General features: G+C 70.7%; 14 protein-coding genes. 4 read left to right on the top strand and 10 right to left on the bottom strand.

Translation table 11 applies throughout. From position 1 onward, the window contains the following. Positions 1-331: 331 nt before the first annotated feature. Positions 332-1,744 carry a peptide ligase PGM1-related protein gene (locus DP939_RS30120; RefSeq protein WP_225878590.1) on the top strand — a complete coding sequence of 471 codons (1,413 nt, stop codon included), beginning with the start codon at positions 332-334 and terminating at the stop codon, positions 1,742-1,744. On the opposite strand, the gene DP939_RS30115 is transcribed toward DP939_RS30120, so the two are convergent. Beyond that, positions 1,713-1,952, bottom strand: coding sequence for an SCO4848 family membrane protein (locus DP939_RS30115; RefSeq protein ID WP_225878589.1), 240 nt, complete (start codon positions 1,950-1,952; stop codon positions 1,713-1,715). The two genes, DP939_RS30120 and DP939_RS30115, sit on opposite strands and share 32 nt — an antisense overlap. Positions 1,953-2,012: 60 nt before the next feature. On the opposite strand from DP939_RS30115, the gene DP939_RS30110 reads away from it, so the two are divergent. After that, on the top strand, positions 2,013-3,233 hold the full coding sequence (locus DP939_RS30110) for a D-alanyl-D-alanine carboxypeptidase family protein (protein WP_113984199.1): 1,221 nt from the start codon (positions 2,013-2,015) through the stop codon (positions 3,231-3,233). Here the strand turns inward: DP939_RS30110 and DP939_RS30105 are convergent. The 3 genes from DP939_RS30105 to DP939_RS30095 are packed head-to-tail and all read right to left on the bottom strand — an operon-like array spanning position 3,225 to position 6,640. Then, entirely contained in the window at positions 3,225-4,205 is a 981-nt protein-coding gene (locus DP939_RS30105) for a YihY/virulence factor BrkB family protein (protein ID WP_113984198.1), read from the bottom strand. The two genes, DP939_RS30110 and DP939_RS30105, sit on opposite strands and share 9 nt — an antisense overlap. Before the next feature lie 54 nt (positions 4,206-4,259). Beyond that, a complete protein-coding gene (gene trpS, locus DP939_RS30100; protein ID WP_113984197.1) occupies positions 4,260-5,264 on the bottom strand; it encodes a tryptophan--tRNA ligase in 1,005 nt (334 codons plus the stop codon). Between the two features lie 14 nt (positions 5,265-5,278). After that, the gene (locus tag DP939_RS30095; protein WP_113984196.1) at positions 5,279-6,640 is read right to left on the bottom strand and encodes a hemolysin family protein; all 1,362 of its coding nucleotides are present in this window, start codon (positions 6,638-6,640) and stop codon (positions 5,279-5,281) included. A gap of 156 nt (positions 6,641-6,796) precedes the next feature. Here DP939_RS30095 and galE point away from each other — a divergent pair, with 156 nt between their 5' ends. Then, the gene (gene galE, locus DP939_RS30090) at positions 6,797-7,762 is read left to right on the top strand and encodes a UDP-glucose 4-epimerase GalE (RefSeq protein WP_113984195.1); all 966 of its coding nucleotides are present in this window, start codon (positions 6,797-6,799) and stop codon (positions 7,760-7,762) included. Between the two features lie 28 nt (positions 7,763-7,790). On the opposite strand, the gene DP939_RS30085 is transcribed toward galE, so the two are convergent. The 6 genes from DP939_RS30085 to DP939_RS30060 form a co-directional block, all read right to left on the bottom strand. Then, positions 7,791-8,864, bottom strand: coding sequence for a DUF11 domain-containing protein (locus tag DP939_RS30085; protein ID WP_147268196.1), 1,074 nt, complete (start codon positions 8,862-8,864; stop codon positions 7,791-7,793). Positions 8,865-9,156: 292 nt separating this feature from the next. Then, positions 9,157-10,143, bottom strand: coding sequence for a malate dehydrogenase (locus tag DP939_RS30080; protein WP_113984193.1), 987 nt, complete (start codon positions 10,141-10,143; stop codon positions 9,157-9,159). 66 nt (positions 10,144-10,209) lie between these two features. Beyond that, positions 10,210-12,351 carry a serine/threonine-protein kinase gene (locus DP939_RS30075; protein ID WP_113984192.1) on the bottom strand — a complete coding sequence of 714 codons (2,142 nt, stop codon included), beginning with the start codon at positions 12,349-12,351 and terminating at the stop codon, positions 10,210-10,212. A 182-nt stretch (positions 12,352-12,533) separates the two neighbouring features. Further along, entirely contained in the window at positions 12,534-13,751 is a 1,218-nt protein-coding gene (locus tag DP939_RS30070; protein ID WP_113984191.1) for an NADP-dependent isocitrate dehydrogenase, read from the bottom strand. A gap of 106 nt (positions 13,752-13,857) precedes the next feature. After that, entirely contained in the window at positions 13,858-14,169 is a 312-nt protein-coding gene (locus DP939_RS30065) for a DUF3017 domain-containing protein (protein WP_158578758.1), read from the bottom strand. Further along, complete coding sequence (locus tag DP939_RS30060; protein ID WP_113984189.1) at positions 14,145-15,317, bottom strand: citrate/2-methylcitrate synthase; 1,173 nt, start codon at positions 15,315-15,317, stop codon at positions 14,145-14,147. The genes DP939_RS30065 and DP939_RS30060 overlap by 25 nt, the downstream gene beginning before the upstream one ends. A 182-nt stretch (positions 15,318-15,499) precedes the next feature. On the opposite strand from DP939_RS30060, the gene DP939_RS30055 reads away from it, so the two are divergent. After that, entirely contained in the window at positions 15,500-16,171 is a 672-nt protein-coding gene (locus DP939_RS30055) for an FHA domain-containing protein (RefSeq protein WP_225878588.1), read from the top strand. Positions 16,172-16,750: the final 579 nt, after the last annotated feature.

Here is a 16,750-nt window from a genome sequence, read left to right as displayed (position 1 = left end):
CCAGTGGTACGCCGGTTTCGATCACCCGGCCGCCCGCCCGTGAACCCCCTCGCCCGGCCGTACGGAAAACCGATACCGACGTGCGCGCGGGCGATGACTCGACTGTATCCCCCCAGGGTGGCCCCCCGTGAGGATCCCCACCGAACCACCCGAACGAACCACGCCCCCATAGCCCTCCCCCACTACTCCGCCACCCGTTTGGCACCGTCCTAAACTCCCGCCGGCCTTCTGATTACGGTCACCTTCTGGTGCGGTTGATCGCACCTCGTCGGCTCATGGCATTGGGAGAATTGCGTGCTTAACTCCGCATGTGATGGCGAATATCCCTTTCGTGGAGAAGCATGCGCGGCTCAGCATCTTCCAACCCGGCGAAGGGACCTTGGTGGTCGTGCCCTCCCTCTCCCTCCCCCAAGACGAATTACGCCGCATCACCGGAGTCACCTCCTACGAGGAACGCCTGCTCTTCCTGCTGCTCACCCTCCGGCGGCCCGGGGTGCGCGTGGTGTACCTGACCTCGCGGCCGGTGGACGAGGAGATCGTCGAGTACTACCTGGGGTTCCTTGCGGACCCGGCGGGAGCCCGCGCCCGGCTGCACATGATCAGTACCGGCGAGCCCGGCGCGCAGCCGCTGACCAGGACCATCGTCCGGCGGCGGGATCTGGTCGGACGGCTGCGCGAGATCATCGGGACCGGCTCGGACGCCTGGCTGGTGCCGTTCGTGGTGAGCGAGCACGAGGAACGGCTGGCCGCCATGCTGGGCCTGCCCGTGTACGGGCCGCCCGCCAAGCTCGCCCACCTCGGGTCCAAGAGCGGCGCGCGGGCGATCGGCGCGCAGGCCGGGGTGCCGATGGCGCGCGGCGCGGGCGACCTGTACTCGCTGCCGGACGCCGAGCGGGCCGCCCGCGCGCTCCGGGCGGGCGACCGGCTGATCGTCAAGCTCAACGACAGCTACTCCGGGCTCGGCAACGCCGTGGTGGCCACCGCGCCGGGCACGACCCTCGCCGAGTCGCCCACGGTCTTCTCCGCCGCCGGGGAGACCTGGGAGACCTTCGCCCGCAAGATCGCCGAGCGGGGCGCGGTGGTCGAGGAGTTCATCGAGCACCGGCCGATGCACCACCCCAGCGCGCTGGCCCGGATCACCCCGGGCGGCCACTACGACGTGGTGGCCACCCACGACCAGGTGTTCGGCGGCGCGAACTCCGACGTCTACCAGGGCTGCACCTTCCCCGCCCGCGACCCCTACCGGCGGCAGGTGGGCGAGTGCGCCCACCGCATCGCGCGGGTGCTGGCCGGGCACGGCGTGGTGGGCCTGCTCGGCATGGACTTCTTCGCGCTGAAGACCGACGGCGGGTACGGCGCGCTGCTGTGTGAGATCAACCTCAGGTTCGGCGGCACCACGCACCCGTTCGGCGCGGCGCTGCTCACCACCGGGGCCTCCTACGACCCCGGGACCGGGGCGCTGACGGCCTGCGGGCGGCCGAAGTACTACGCGGCGACGGACAACTGCTCCTCGCCCGGGCTGCGGGGCCGCACGCCGGGCGAGGTGGTGGCGATGCTGGAACGGGCCGGGCTGGGGTTCGACCCGGACGGGCGTACCGGGAACGTGTTGCACCTGCTCGGCGCGGTACCCGAGCACGGCAAGCTCGGCTTCACCAGCATCGGCGACTCCCGGGAGCAGGCCGGGGAGCTGTTCCGGGCCACCATGGGGCTGCTCACCGGCGGCGCAGCGCCCGCCAGCCGATGACGCCCAGCGCCAGCGCGATGAGGATGTTGACCCCGATGAGGATCCCGTGGACCACATAGAACGCGGCGGCGTGCCCGTCCGCGAGGTTGAAGCCAAGATTGATCCACTCAAAGATCATGAAAGCGGCAACCACCAGGAGAAATGCGGCGATCCTTCGTGACATTTGCATGTGCCCAGTATCAAGCGTGGCGCACAGCCGGTAGTCCACCGGACGCACTGGGAAGTGATGTCACATGCAATTCCGCGCAGAAGATACGCTGGGCTCAATATGCGGACAGATCACCTGAAATCAGCCGCCGCACTGCTGGTCACGGCGATCCTGGCCACGACCGTTCAGAGCGGCGTGGCCACGGCCGGCACCGTCTACCAGGGACCGGGTCCGCAAGCCGTACCCGCGACCGCCGAGCCGGAGCCGGGGGCCGGTGCGGCCGCGGCCTCCGAGCCGATCGGCGGCCCGCTGCTCGGCAAGCGCGGAATCGTGCTGCCCGAAACGCTGCCGCCCGGGCTCACGGCCCCGCCCAAGAGCAAGGCCGGCGCGTACGTGGTCGCCGACGCGACCACCGGCCAGGTCCTCGCCGCCAAGGACCCGCACGGGCACTACCGCCCGGCCAGCACGTTGAAGACCCTCACCGCGCTCACGCTGATCCCCAAGCTGGACAAGGACGCCAGGATCAAGCCCAGCCGCAACGCCTGCAACCAGGAGGGCAGCGCGGTCGGCCTGCACGTCAAGGGCAGCTACCGGGTCGAGGACCTGTTCCTTGCGCTGATGATGTCCTCGGGCAACGACGCGGCCATGGCGCTCGCCGAGGCCAACGGGAGTCTCGGGGCGACCATGTCCGAGATGAACTCCGTGGCCCGCCGCCTCCAGGCGCGCGACACGGTGGCCAAGACGCCGAGCGGGCTGGACCAGCCCGGCCAGCGCAGCTCGGCCTACGACCTGGCGCTGATCGCCCGCGCCGGGCTGGCCAACGCCGACTTCCGCCGGTACGTCAGCACGCGGATCGCCGACTTCCCCGCCCCCAAGGGCAAGCACTACCAGATCTCCAACCACAACCGGCTGCTCGGCAAGTACCGGGGCATGATCGGCATCAAGAACGGCTGGACCACCAAGGCCCAGGGCAGCTTCGTCGGGGCCGCCAGGCGCGGCGCGCACACGATCATCGTCGTGGTGATGCGGCACGAGGGCTCGTTCTGGGAGGAGGTCAGCGAGCTGCTGGACTGGGGGTTCGCCGCGCGCGGCAAGGTGACCCCGGTCGGGGAGCTGGTCGGGCCGCTGCCCGAGGTGGTGCCCACCAAGCCGGTGGACGCGCGGGCCGGGGCCCAGGGGCCGCAGACGCCCGCCGCCGCGCCCGTGGCCGCCCCGCAGGGACGCCAGGACACCACCATGCTGGTGGTGATCGGGGCGGGCCTGATCGGCGGGCTGGCCTGGGTGCTGTACGGGCTGGAGCGCCGCGCCAGAGGACGCCGCCGGGCCCGCCGCTCAGGCTGAGGAGGCCCGCCGTTCAGGCGGAGAGGTACGGCGGGCGGTGCTGCTGGAGGGCACCGGGGTCGGTTCGGGCGGCGGCCCCATCTGGGCCGTCGCGGTCCACGCCGCCGCGTACAGGACGATCCGGGCGGACAGGTTGATCCACACCAGCAGCCCGACGACGACCGCGAACGTGCCGTAGACCGGGTTGCCCAGCGTGGTCGCCAGCACCAGCGTGGCGACCTGCTTGAGCAGCCCGAACGCGACCGCGCCGAGCAGCGAGCCGCGCAGCAGCACGCCGAGCGGCTGGGACGCCTCGGCCAGCCAGCCGAGCACCACCAGGAAGACCAGCATGTCGGCGGCCACGCTCACCACCACACCGGCCGCCCACACCCCGGCCTGCGCGGCCGGCGAATCGGTCAGGCCCACCCAGTCCGCCACGGACGCGGTCGCCCCGGTGGCCGCGCCGCCCACGCCGACCGAGATCAGCAACGTCGCCCCGACCAGCATGAGCGCCACCAGGTCGCGCAGTTTGGCCAGGAAGAAGTTGAGCGGGGGCCGGGTGGTCAGCCAGACCTCGCGCAGCGCCTCACGCAGCGCGTCCACCGCGCCGAGCCCGGAGTAGAGCAGGCCCAGCAGGCCGATGATCCCCGCGCCGACCCGCGCCTGGCTGATGTCCTGGAGGCTGAGCTGCCCGGCCAGGCCCGGCAACTGCACCTCGATGGCCTGCTGGAGCGCCTGCTGGGCGTTCGGGCTGACCGTCACGACGTACCCGAGCAGCGCGTACGCCAGGGCGATCAGCGGGAAGAAGGACAGGAACGCGAAGTAGGTCACCGCGCCCGCCAGCCGGTCGCCCGAGGTGACCTGGTAGCGCTGCACGGTGCGGATCAGGTGGTCGAGCCACGCCCACCTGACCCTGGAACGCCGCAGCGCCGCGCTCCCGCGCTCCTTCGCCGCCGTCACCCGCGCCGAGACGCGCTCTGCCAGACCGCCCATGACCAGGCCCTACCCACCCCGCACGAGGTCAGGCGCGGGTTTCCCGCAAGAGGGTCACGCGCGCGGCAGGAAGCCGATGCGGTCGCGGACCGTGGCCATGGTCACCCGGGCCACCGCGCCCGCGCGCTCGGCCCCGATGGCCAGCAGCCGGTCCAGCTCGGCCTCGTTGGCCAGCAGCTTCTCGGTGCGCTCGCGGATCGGCGTGAACGCCTCCACCACGACCTCGGCCACGTCCTTCTTGAAGGTGCCGTAGCCCTGCCCGGCGTAGCGGGCCTCCAGGTCGGGGATGGGCGTGCCGGTCAGCGCCGACTGGATGCGCAGCAGGTTGGTGACGCCCGGCTTGTTCTCGTCGTCGGCCAGCACCTCGGTGCCGGTGTCGGTCACCGCCCGCATGACCTTCTTGCGCAGCGTGCCCGGGGCCTCCAGCACGTCGAGGATGCCCTGCGGGCTGGAGGAGGACTTGGACATCTTGGCCGTCGGGTCCTGGAGGTCGGTGATCTTCTCGACCTCCTTGAGGATGTGCGGCTGGGGCAGCGTGAACGTCTCGCCGAACCGGTGGTTGAACCGCTGCCCGAGGTCGCGGGTCAGCTCCAGGTGCTGCTTCTGGTCGGCCCCCACCGGAACGCGGTCGGCCTGGTAGAGCAGGATGTCGGCGGCCTGGAGGATCGGGTAGGTGAACAGCCCGACGCTGGCCGCACTCTCGCCCTGTTTGGCCGACTTGTCCTTGAACTGGGTCATCCGCCCGGCCTCGCCCATGCCGGTCAGGCAGTTGAGCACCCAGGCCAGCTCGGCGTGCTCGGGGACGTGGCTCTGCACGAACACCGTGCAGCGCTCCGGGTCGAGCCCGGCGGCCAGCAGCTGGGCGGCGGCCACGCGCGAACGGCGGCGCAGCTCGGCCGGGTCGTGCGGGACGGTGATCGCGTGCAGGTCCACGACGCAGTAGAACGCGTCATAGGTCTCCTGCATGGTCACCCACTGACGGACCGCACCCAGGTAGTTGCCCAGGTGGAAGGAGTCTGCCGTGGGCTGGATGCCGGAGAGTACGCGAGGACGTGCCATAGCCCCCGATTGTGTCAGTTCTCCGAGCCTTCCTGCGACTCGACAGGCCCCGCCTGCCCCTCCTGCGCAGGCGGCGGCGGCTCCGGACCGGCCATCGGGCGGCGGGTGATGCGGACCCTCGCCACCCGCCTGCCGTCCATCTCGGTGACGGCGAGCTGGAACCCCAGGAAGTCGACCACGTCGCCGTGCCCGGGGACGTGCCCGAGCGCCGCCATCATGAACCCGCCCAGCGTCTCGTACGGCCCGCGCGGCAGCCGGATGCCGGTCTCCTCGGCCACGTCGTCCAGGTTGGCCAGGCCGTCCATCTCGATCTCCCCCGCGGGCAGCCGGACGGCCTGGTCGTCCTCGACGTCGTACTCGTCCCTGATGTCGCCGATCAGCTCCTCGACCAGGTCCTCCAGGGTGACGATGCCGGCCGTGCCGCCGTACTCGTCCACGACCATGGCCAGGTGGTGGCCCTCGTCGCGCATCTCCGACAGCGTGGGCAGCACCCGCTTGGTGGCCGGGACCATCTTGACCGGCCGGATCGCCACCAGCTCGCTGATCGGCTCGGTACGGCCGGTCAGCACCGGGTCGAGCAGGTCCCTGACATGGACGAACCCCAGCACGTTGTCGTAGGACTCGCGGAAGACCGGGAAGCGGGAGTGCGGCATCGTCGCGGCCAGCACGGCGGCCTCGGCCAGCGTGGTGTCCGCCGACATGAACTCCACCTCGGTGCGCGGCCGCATCACCTCGCGGAGCTGCCGCTTGCCCGCCGCGAAGACCTCCACGATGAGCTGCCGCTCGTCCTGCGGCAGCTCCTGATGACCGGCCACGATGTCGCGCAGCTCCTCGGTGCTCATCGCCTCCCGGTCGGTCTCGGGGTTGCCGCCGAGCAGCCGGACCACCAGGTCCGTGGACTTCGACAGCAGCCAGATCACCGGCCGGGACAGCGCCGCCAGCCGGTCCAGCACCGGGGCCACCAGCAGCGACAGGCCCTCGGCGCGTTGCAGCGCGAGCCTTTTGGGGGCCAGCTCGCCGAGCACCAGGGACACGTACGAGATGGCCAGCGTGACCAGGACGAGCGCGAGCGGCGGGGCGATCCCGCCGGGCACCCCCCACCGGGTGACCACCGGCACCAGCTCCGAGGCCAGCGTGTCGGCCCCGAACGCGGCCGACAGCATGGTGGCCACGGTCACGCCGATCTGCACGGCGGACAGGAACCGGTTGGGGTCGTTGGCCAGCCTGGCGACCGTCGCGCCGCGCCGGCCCTTCTCACTGATCTTGCCGATCTGGCTCTCCCGGAGGGAGACGAGCGCGATCTCCGCGGCGGCGAAGAAGCCGCCGATGAGGATGAAGAGCAGAACCAACGCGATGTTGGCGACGACATTGTTCACGCGGGTATCCGGTTCCGCACGGGCCGACAGTGGCAGTGAGGTGTCAGCGTACCCGGCCGCTTCGGGCCAGGCCGAGAACGAAAGCGCGTATGCTGGGCACACCGACCGTACAAAATCAAACAGATTCCACCACAATCCGACATAGGGGAGCGCGTAGTGAAGCTGCTGGTCACCGGCGGAGCGGGATACATCGGGAGCGTCGTCGCCGCCCAGTTCCTGGAGGCGGGCCACGAGGTGGTCGTGCTCGACGACCTGTCCACCGGCCACGCCGACGCCGTGCCCACGGGGGCCGGGTTCGTCGAGGGGTCGATCACCGACGCGGGGGCCGTGCTGCGCGGGGCCGGGTTCGACGGCGTCGTCCACTTCGCGGCCAAGTCGCTGGTCGGGGAGTCGGTGGCGAACCCCGGGCTGTACTGGGAGTCCAACCTCGGCGGCACGCTCGCGCTGCTTGAGGCCATGCGGCTGGCCGGCGTCCGGCGCATCGTGTTCTCCTCAACCGCCGCGACGTACGGCGAGCCCGAGCGCACCCCGATGCGCGAGACCGACCCCACCCGCCCGACCAGCCCCTACGGCGCCACCAAGCTGGCCGTGGACACCACCCTCACGGTCTACGCGCGACTGCACGGCCTCGGCGCGACCAGCCTGCGATACTTCAACGTCGCCGGCGCCTACACCGCCCCGGACGGCCGCGTCTACCGCGAACGCCACTCCCCCGAAACGCATCTCATCCCCAACGTCCTGGCCGTCGCCCTCGGCACGCGCGACTCACTCAGCCTGTTCGGGGACGACTACCCGACGCCGGACGGCACGTGCATCCGCGACTACATCCACATCGCCGACCTGGCCCGCGCCCACCTGCTCGCGCTGGACGCCTGCCAGGAGGGCAGGCACGCCATCTACAACCTGGGCAGCGGCACCGGTTTCTCCAACCAGGAGGTCATCGCCGCCTGCCGCGAGGTCACCGGCCATCCCATCCCGGTCACCCTGGCCCCGCGCCGCCCCGGCGACCCGGCCGTGCTCGTCGCCTCCGCCGAGCGCATCCAGGACGAACTCGGCTGGAAGCCGGACCGCCCCGACCTGCACACGATGGTCGCCGACGCCTGGTCCGCGCTGACCTCCTGAGCCGGCCGCGTGAACTGACTCGCGTGAACTAACTCGGCCTGAGCGGGACGCGCAGGCGGGCCTTGCCGTTGTCGGGTCTGCGGTCGCCGAGCACGGCGGAGTAGACCATCGCGGCGGCGGTCATCGGCCTGGCGTGCCGGGCGTTCGCGGCGGGCGCGAAGACCATGAGCACCCGCGTGCCGCCGCCCACCGGCACGGCGTGCAGCCGGCAGCCCACGTATCCGGCGTGCGCCCCGCACCTGGCCCCTTCTGAGGCGACCAGCCGGGCCCCGCGCACCCGGACGAAGAGCTGCCCGTCGCGTACCGCCTGCGGCCCGTGGTTCATCACCACCGCGCGCACCCTGGCCCCGGGCGCCCGCCGCCCCGGCGCGGCGACCGCCGCGCGGCGTGATCCGCGGGCCGACCCCTGCGCCGGGCCGCCGCCCAGCCGGGTCAGGCGCACCGCGAGGTCGGCGCCCTCACCGACCCGGTTGACCGCCTCGGCGGTGTTGTCGGTGGCGTCGCCGTCCGCGGCCTGGGACTTGATGGTGGCCACCGCGCGCAGCGCGCCCCTGGCGTCCGCGGGGACCTGGCCGACCACGCTGAGCGTGCCGTGGCCGCCCTTCAGCACGTCGGCCCCGGAGGAGCAGACGATCTCGCTCAGGCGGGCTGTCGTACCGGGCTTGCACTCGGCGACGTCCACGCTGAGCACCTTGACGCCTTCGGGCAGCCGGACCCGCAGCTCCGGGCGTACGGCGGGGCCGGGGCCCGCGTTGCCGACGTCGATCCGGTAGCCGAGCGGCCTGCCGGGCTGGGCGACCTTCGGGTAGGAGGTGATCCGCACGGAGAGATCCGCCCCTGCGGGCTGCGGCACGGCGGGCGCTTCAGCGGGGGGCGGTGGTGTGGCGGGCGGCTCGATGAACGGCCCATTGGACGGCTCGGCGGGCGGCCCATTGGACGGCTCGGTGGACGGCCCATTGGACGGCTCGGCGGGCGGCCATGGTTCGGACCAGGTCTCCCCGGGCACCGGGTCGTACGGCACGCTCGCCGCGCCCACGCCCGTCCCCACCCAGGCGCCCGCGCCCACCACCCCAGCCACAACGCCCGCCGCGAGACGTCGCATGAAACCCCACCCCCGGTAATCTCCCAGCGATCATTCTGGGGGTCCCGCCACCTCCACCCCCGCCGACACGCCGGGTGTCATCTCCATCACCATGCGTATCTGTAGCCGGGCAGGCCGGGCGCGCTTCCGCGGGCGGTCGATAATATGCGGTAATCGCAAGCCATTTCACCGCTCACCGGTGCCGTACACCATTTGACGGCAATTACCGGCGATAAAGTACGGCGGCGAACATGGGGCTTTCCACGCGGGTGCGGAACGGATTCGACGCCCCGCACCCCGCGCGTTCGCGGATTTACAGCAGGCCGAGACGGGAGACGGCCTCGCGCTCTTCGGCGAGCTCGGCCACGGAGGCGTCGATGCGCTCGCGGGAGAAGGGGTCGATGTCCAGGCCCTGGACGATCTCCCAGGCCCCGCCGTTGGAGACCACCGGGAAGGACGAGATCAGGCCCTCGGGCACGCCGTAGGAGCCGTCGGAGGGGATCGCGGCGGAGGTCCAGTCGCCCTGGGGGGTGCCGTTGATCCAGTCGTACACGTGGTCGATGGCCGCGTTGGCGGCGGAGGCCGCGCTGGAGGCGCCCCTGGCCTCGATGATGGCCGCGCCCCGCTTGGCCACGGTCGGGATGAAGGTGTCCCGCAGCCAGGAGTCGTCCACCTGCTCGGCGGCGATCTTGCCGCCGACCTCGGCGTGGTACAGGTCGGGGTACTGGGTGGCGGAGTGGTTGCCCCAGATGGTCATCTTCTTGACGTCGGCGACCGCGACCTGGAGCTTGCCCGCGAGCTGGGACAGCGCGCGGTTGTGGTCGAGCCTGGTCATCGCGGTGAACCGGTCGGCGGGCACGTCGGGCGCGTGCGCCTGGGCGATCAGCGCGTTGGTGTTGGCCGGGTTGCCGACCACCAGGACCCGCACGTCGTCGGCGGCGTGGTCGTTGATCGCCTTGCCCTGCGGGCCGAAGATGCCGCCGTTGGCCTCCAGCAGGTCACCGCGCTCCATGCCCTTGGTACGCGGGCGGGCGCCGACCAGCAGCCCGACGTTGGCGCCGTCGAAGGCGACATTGGGGTCGTCGCTGATGTCGATCCCGGCGAGCAGCGGGAACGCGCAGTCGTCCAGCTCCATCGCAGTGCCTTCCGCCGCCTTCACCGCCTGCGGGATCTCCAGGAGGCTCAGCCGTACCGGGACCCCCTGGCCCAGCAACTGGCCCGAGGCGATGCGGAACAGCAGCGCGTAGCCGATCTGGCCGGCCGCGCCTGTGACGGTTACCTTGACGGGAGTCTGCGGCATTGCCTTCCCCCAACTCGCGGGTCGATGTGGTGACGCTCGGATGTTACCGGTCCCTCACTCGGACCTTCATCGGCAGGGTTGCATCCTGGGGATCGCGGTCTCCGCAGCGAACTCCACATTGCCGAAATGCCGGGTCAGCAGGGCCTTGACCGTTCCGTCGCGGTAGAGGGCGGTGATGGCCTTCTGGACGGCCTGGCACCCGCGCACGTCACCCGCGCGCAGCGCGACGCCGTACCGCTCGGTGGACAGCTTGAGGCCGACGACCTTGTACCGGAGCTTCTCGCGGTTGGCGAAACCGGCGAGCAGCAGGTCGTCGCCGGGTACGGCATCGACGCGCCCGGCCCTCAAACGGTCCATGCACTGAGAGTAGTCGGCCACCGGCACCAACTTGATGCGGTCCACCACGCGCTGGACCGCCTTGACCGCGAAACCGGCCCCCGGCTGGCACAGCCGTTTGCCCTCAAGGTCCGCGACCGTGCTGATGGACGAGCCGTCCTTGACCAGCACGTCGATATGGGCGAGGTAGTACGGTCCGGCGAAGGTGACCTCGTCCACCTTGTTGATCGCGTAGGTCGAGAGCACCATGTCCACGTCGCCCTCGGCGAGCAGCGCGGGGCGCTGGGCCCGGTCGGTCGCCTGGAAGGTGAGACGTCGCGACGACACGCCGAGAGCACGGGCGATCTCGCGGGCCAGGTCCACCTCGAAGCCCGCCCAGATGGGTTTGCCGCCTTTGCCGGAGTTCAGGGCGATGCCGGGCAGTCCGTCGCGCACGCCGACGGTGAACGGCTCCGTCCCCTCCGCCCAGTTCAGCACCGAGTCGGCGGCCGTCTCGGCCTTTCGGACGCCCCCGGTGGACTCGCCGCTCTCCGCCGGCGAGCCGAAGAAGGACGGCAACAGGCCCATCCACGCCAGTAATCCGAGCAGGGCGATGAACAGGACGGCGGCGAGCGTGACCACCGTGGCCTTGGCGGGGAAGCGCCGGTTGTGCACGGGGCGGGTCCGGCCGTCGTGGACGGCGGGCGGTGTGGGGATGGGCGATCCCATGAGCGGCGGCGCGGGCATCGGCCCGCCGGGGCCGGTCTGCCCGGGGGGCGGTACGGGCGTGTGCCGCGACCACGGCGGCGGGGGGTGTCCGGCGCCGCTGGGCTGGGCGGCGGGCCGGTCGAAGGGCGGCGGTGTGGGCCCGGAGGGGGGCCGGGGCCGGCCGGAGAGGGGGTGGTTCGTGTCGGTACGGGCGGGCGTGGGGCTTGGGCCCGGGCCCGTAGGGCGGTTCTGGGGGGCGCCGGGGAGGCGTCTTTGGCGGGTGGTCTCGGAGTCGGCGGCCTCCTGGGTGCTGCCGGCACCGGGGGCCGCCCGTCGTACGCCCTGGTCCAGCACCGCGGGCGACGCGTCGCCGCTCTCCGGACGCCCCAGCAGGCGCAGCAGGAGCTGATCGGACGTGGGCCGGTTGCGCGGGGACTTGTCCAGCGCCGAGCGCACCACGCCGCGCAGCGGCTCGTCCATGACCCCGAGGTCCACCTCGTGGTTGAGCACCCGGTTCAGCACGACCGCGATCGAACTGCCCTCGAAGACCGTGACCCCGGTGGCCGCGAACGCGATCGTCGCCCCCCAGGCGAACACGTCCGTGTAGGGGCCGACGTCGTCGCCGGAGATCTGCTCGGGGGCCATGTAGGCCGGGGTGCCGATGGCCTTGCTGGTGATCGTGCCGGTGGAGTCGATGATCCGGGCGATGCCGAAGTCGACCACCCGGGGGCCGTCGGCGGCCAGCAGCACGTTGTCCGGCTTGAAGTCGCGGTGGACGATCGCCGCGTGGTGGATCGCGGTCAGCGCGGTCGCGGTGCCGACCGCCAGGCGTTCCAGGGCCGAGCCGCGTATCGGGCCCTCGGTGTCGATCCGTTCGCGCAGCGAGCGGCCCTCGATGTACTCGCTGGCGATGTACGGCACGTCGCCCTCAAGATCGGCCTCAAGGACGCGGGCCGTGCAGAACGAGGCGACCCGCTGGGCCGCGCGCAGCTCGCGGGCGAACCGGGACCGGGCGCTGGTGTCGCCGCTGAACCTGACGTGCAGCAACTTGATCGCCGCCTGCTCGCCGTCCTCGGCCACGCCCAGGTAGACGACCCCCTGGCCGCCTTCGCCGACCCTGCCGGCCAGCCGGTACGACCCCAGCCTGCTCGGGTCACCCGTGATGAGCGGCTCGATCTGCGGCATTTATATGTCCCCATGGAGGTTTCGCAAAGTCCCGACCAGGGAAACTTTACGGGTCCTGTGGCACTGGGAACTGTCGCGCCGAAACGAGTTACCCGGCCGTTACCTCATGTCATGGTTACGGCAAGACCGGAAAAAGCACGAAAGGGCCGCCATACCGACGGCCCTCGTGCGTCCGGCAGGTCTCAGACCGCCATCTTCTTCTTCAGGTTCTCGTCCAGCGCCGCCAGGAAGTCCTGGGTGGTCAGCCACTGGGCGTCACCGCCGACGAGCAGCGCGAGGTCCTTGGTCATCTGACCGCCCTCGACGGTCTCGACGCAGACCTGCTCCAGCTTCTCGGCGAACTCGCTCACCGCGGGGGTGTTGTCCACCTTGCCGCGGTGGGCCAGGCCACGGGTCCACGCGAAGATCGAGGCGATCGGGTTGGTGGAGGTGGGCTTGCCCTGCTGGTGCTGGCGGTAGTGCCGGGTGACGGTGCCGTGCGCGGCCTCGGCCTCGACGGTGCTGCCGTCGGGGGTCATCAGCACGGAGGTCATCAGGCCGAGTGAGCCGAAGCCCTGGGCCACCGTGTCGGACTGCACGTCGCCGTCGTAGTTCTTGCACGCCCAGACGTACCCGCCCTCCCACTTGAGCGCGGCGGCGACCATGTCGTCGATCAGCCGGTGCTCGTAGGTGATCCCGGCGGCCTCGAAGTCGGCCTTGAACTCGCTCTCGAACACCTCGGCGAAGATGTCCTTGAAGCGGCCGTCGTACGCCTTGAGGATCGTGTTCTTGGTGGACAGGTAGACCGGGTAACCCCGGGTCAGCCCGTACCGCATGGACGCGCGGGCGAAGTCGCGGATCGACTCGTCCAGGTTGTACATCGCCATCGCGACGCCGCCGCCGGGGAAGTCGTACACGTCCAGCTCGATCGGCTCCGAGCCGTCCTTGGGCGTGTAGGTGAGGGTCAGCGTGCCCTCGCCCGGCACCTTGATGTCGGTGGCGCGGTACTGGTCGCCGAAGGCGTGACGGCCGACGACGATCGGCTTGGTCCAGCCGGGAACGAGCCTCGGCACGTTGGACATGATGATCGGCTCGCGGAAGATCACGCCACCGAGGATGTTACGAATCGTCCCGTTCGGGGACTTCCACATCTTCTTCAGGCCGAACTCCTCGACCCGGGCCTCGTCAGGGGTGATCGTGGCGCACTTCACGCCGACCCCATACTGCTTGATCGCGTTGGCGGCGTCGATGGTGACCTGGTCATCGGTCGCGTCGCGGTGCTCGATGCCGAGGTCGTAGTACTTGAGATCGACGTCGAGGTAGGGAAGGATCAACTGGTCCTTGATGAACTGCCAGATGATCCGCGTCATCTCGTCGCCGTCAAGCTCGACGACGGGCGCCGCTACCTTGATCTTGGGCATGCGTGTGGTTCCCCTTCTGAACTGACACTGGCCAGTACGGTCCCTTATGAGGCTCGCTGGCCGTTGAGGCTATCGGACAGGCGCGAAGGTGCCGCCGGCCGGCCGGTCATCCGATGATCCAGTTCCTGGGCACAAGAAGCATCAGACCACCGAACACCAGCAGAAGGCCGAGCAGCCCGAGGGTCACGACGTCGGTCACCTTGGCGCGTACGGCGAGCCGGCTCGCCCGCGCCTCGGGAAGAACGCCGCGGAACAGCGCCCCGATCAGGAAGAACACGCCGATCACAGGCACCGCGACCTCGGTGGGAGCACCGAACAGGACAGCGGCCAGGCCGAAGAGCGTACCCGTCAGTACGACGGCGTACGCTCCCCAGCCGGTCCGCTGCTGTCCGGTCACCTCGCGTCGATCGGTTCCCACTTCTGGTCCCGCTCGCCGATGTACTCGCTGTCCGGACGGATCAGCCGGTTGTCGGCGTGCTGCTCGATGACATGTGCGGTCCACCCCGACATACGGCTCACCGAGAACACCGGCGTGAAGAGGTCGGTAGGTATCCCAAGATAGTGGTAGACCGTGGCCGCGTAGAAGTCGACGTTCGGGAACAGTCCCTTCTCCTCCAGCACGACCTGCTCCATCTCCCGGGACATCCGGAAGTAGGTGTCGTCGCCGTGGGCCTCGGCCAGCTCCTGCGACATCTTGCGCAGGTGCGTGGCGCGGGGGTCCTCGGTCTTGTAGACACGGTGACCGAAGCCCATGATCTTCTTGTGGGCGGCCAGCATGTCCTTGACGGTCTGCGCGACCTTGCCGGGCTCGATGCTCTGGAGGGTGCGCATGACCTGCTCGTTGGCCCCGCCGTGCAGCGGGCCCTTGAGCGTGCCGATGGCCGCGACGATGGCCGAGTGCATGTCGGAGAGCGTCGCCGCGCACACTCTGGCCGCGAACGTCGAGGCGTTCATCGTGTGGTCGGCGTGCAGCACCAGACAGGCGTCGAAGATCTCGACCGCCCGCGGGTCGGGTGTGGACCCGGTGATCTGGAGCAGGAAGTTGGCCGCGATGCTCAGCTGCGGGTCGGGGTCGGGGACGCTCTTGCCGGTGCGTGCGGCGTGGTAGCGGGCGACCAGGATCGGCTGCTGGGCGGTGAGGCGGGCGGCCTTGCGCAGGTTGGCGTCGCCGGAGTTGGAGGACTTGTCAGGGTCCTCCGCGCCGGCCAGCGACACCAGCGTGCGCAGCGCCTCCATCGGTTCCATCTTCTCGGCGATCTCGGGGATGTTCGCCTCGACCAGCGCCCCGAGCGCGCGACCTTCGACCAGGCCGGCGCCGTACGCGGCGAGCTGCTGCCGGTTGGGGAGGGTGCCGCACTGGAGCAGGTGCGCGGTCTCTTCGAAGGTCGTACGGCCGGCGAGGTCGTGGATGTCGTAGCCGCGATAGAACAGGCGGCCTTCCCGGCCGTCGATGTCGCTCAGCGCTGTTGACGCGGCGACGACATCAGCGAGACCTTTGGTGGGTTTGTCCGCTGTCGCCCGCGAGGCTCCGCCTCCGGCGGCCCCCTCGGGGGAAGTTGCGTTCATTGTGTGTTTCCTCCGCGTATCGTCGCCCGAAGTCTACCCGTGAGCTGGCAAAACCTCGGTTGGGGGTCAAGGCCAAATTCGAGCCGGATTCTCCTTACGGCAAAGGCGATTCCCCATCCCCTCGTTTGGGTAAGCCGGAGCTATAGCAGAAGATACGGCGGGCTACCTGGGGAGGAACTGCCGTGGAGGGGCCGTTCATACGCATCGAGGACACTGGCGAGGTGGTCCCGTTGCGCCCCGAGATCACCACGGTCGGCCGAGGCCGTGGTGTGGACGTCCGGCTGACGGACCCGAGCGTGTCACGCCTGCACGCCGAGTTCGTCCGGCGCGGACCTTATCTCTATGTGGTCGATCTCGGCCTGTCCCGCAACGGCACGCGGGTCAACGGCAGGCCGATCGCCAGGAGGGTGCTCGACGACGGCGACGTCGTCTCCTTCGGCGCGGCCCGGGCGCGGATCGGCGGCATCCCCCGGGAGGACTTCACGCCCGAGGTGGAGCTACGCCGGGCCGCCGCGCCCGAGCTGACCAGGCGCGAGGTGGACGTGCTCACCTCGCTCTGCCGTCCGGCCCTGTCGGACGAGGCTTTCGTCGCCCCCGCGACGGCCCGCGAGATCGCCGACGATCTCGTGGTCACCGAGGCGGCGGTGAAACAGCACCTGCTCCGGCTGTACCAGAAGTTCCGCATCCCGGAGGGCACCAACCGGCGCACCCGGCTGGCCAACGAGGTCGTCGCCCTCGGCCTGGTCCGCCCCACCCCGGTGGTCCCACCGCAGCGCGCCCCCGCCCCCCAACCCGAAGGCGGCAACCACACCACCAGCACCGCCCCCACCACCGCGGGCCGCCGGGCTTCCTGACCGGCCCGCACAGGAACGTGCCAATCCGCCCCGCCCATATCCCGGGCGGGGCGGCCGCACATCGCCAGGGGCGAAGGCCACATCAACAGATCTGCTCCGCAGGCCGCCGACGGCGGTCTGCCGGTACAGGCCGCCGCCCCGGGCACGAAGTGATCGGTGCCACTGGCAGGCCGACCACCGCCCTCGGCCCCGGCTTCCGACGTCGCCCGGACCACCCCCGCGCATGCGGGAAGCATCCATCACCCTGCCCCATCCAAAGGGCGACCGCCGGACCACCCCGCGCATGGGAAGCATGAGGGGTAACGCGGTGGCCCATCCGCGCCGTCCGGACCACCCCCGCGCATGCGGAGTGTCAGCGACCCGAGGACCACGGCGAGCGCGAGAAAGGACCACCCCCGCGCGTGCGGGGAGCGTGCTATTGCGGCAACCCGGTCAAGTGTCCGACGCGGACCACCCCCGCGCGTGCGGGGAGCGTACTTGTTGACCTGCAGGTCTTCGCGGCGCAGAAGGCGACTTCGTTCAGTTCGAATTGGATGTCTCGCCGACACGTTCCCAGATGATCGCGACTCGGCTAGGAGA

Source organism: Spongiactinospora rosea (genome assembly GCF_003315795.1).
Lineage (GTDB): Bacteria > Actinomycetota > Actinomycetes > Streptosporangiales > Streptosporangiaceae > Spongiactinospora > Spongiactinospora rosea.
This window is presented reverse-complemented; position numbering and strand designations above follow the sequence as displayed.

What these genes read in the sequence shown, in the direction of transcription:
- DP939_RS30080 (WP_113984193.1), bottom strand. Translation starts at nt 10,143, where the DNA reads ATGCCGCAGACTCCCGTCAAGGTAACCGTCACAGGCGCGGCCGGCCAG.
- DP939_RS30070 (WP_113984191.1), bottom strand. Translation starts at nt 13,751, where the DNA reads ATGCCCAAGATCAAGGTAGCGGCGCCCGTCGTCGAGCTTGACGGCGAC.
- DP939_RS30075 (WP_113984192.1), bottom strand. Translation starts at nt 12,351, where the DNA reads ATGCCGCAGATCGAGCCGCTCATCACGGGTGACCCGAGCAGGCTGGGG.
- DP939_RS30105 (WP_113984198.1), bottom strand. Translation starts at nt 4,205, where the DNA reads ATGGGCGGTCTGGCAGAGCGCGTCTCGGCGCGGGTGACGGCGGCGAAG.
- DP939_RS30110 (WP_113984199.1), top strand. Translation starts at nt 2,013, where the DNA reads ATGCGGACAGATCACCTGAAATCAGCCGCCGCACTGCTGGTCACGGCG.
- DP939_RS30060 (WP_113984189.1), bottom strand. Translation starts at nt 15,317, where the DNA reads ATGAACGCAACTTCCCCCGAGGGGGCCGCCGGAGGCGGAGCCTCGCGG.
- trpS (WP_113984197.1), bottom strand. Translation starts at nt 5,264, where the DNA reads ATGGCACGTCCTCGCGTACTCTCCGGCATCCAGCCCACGGCAGACTCC.
- DP939_RS30085 (WP_147268196.1), bottom strand. Translation starts at nt 8,864, where the DNA reads ATGCGACGTCTCGCGGCGGGCGTTGTGGCTGGGGTGGTGGGCGCGGGC.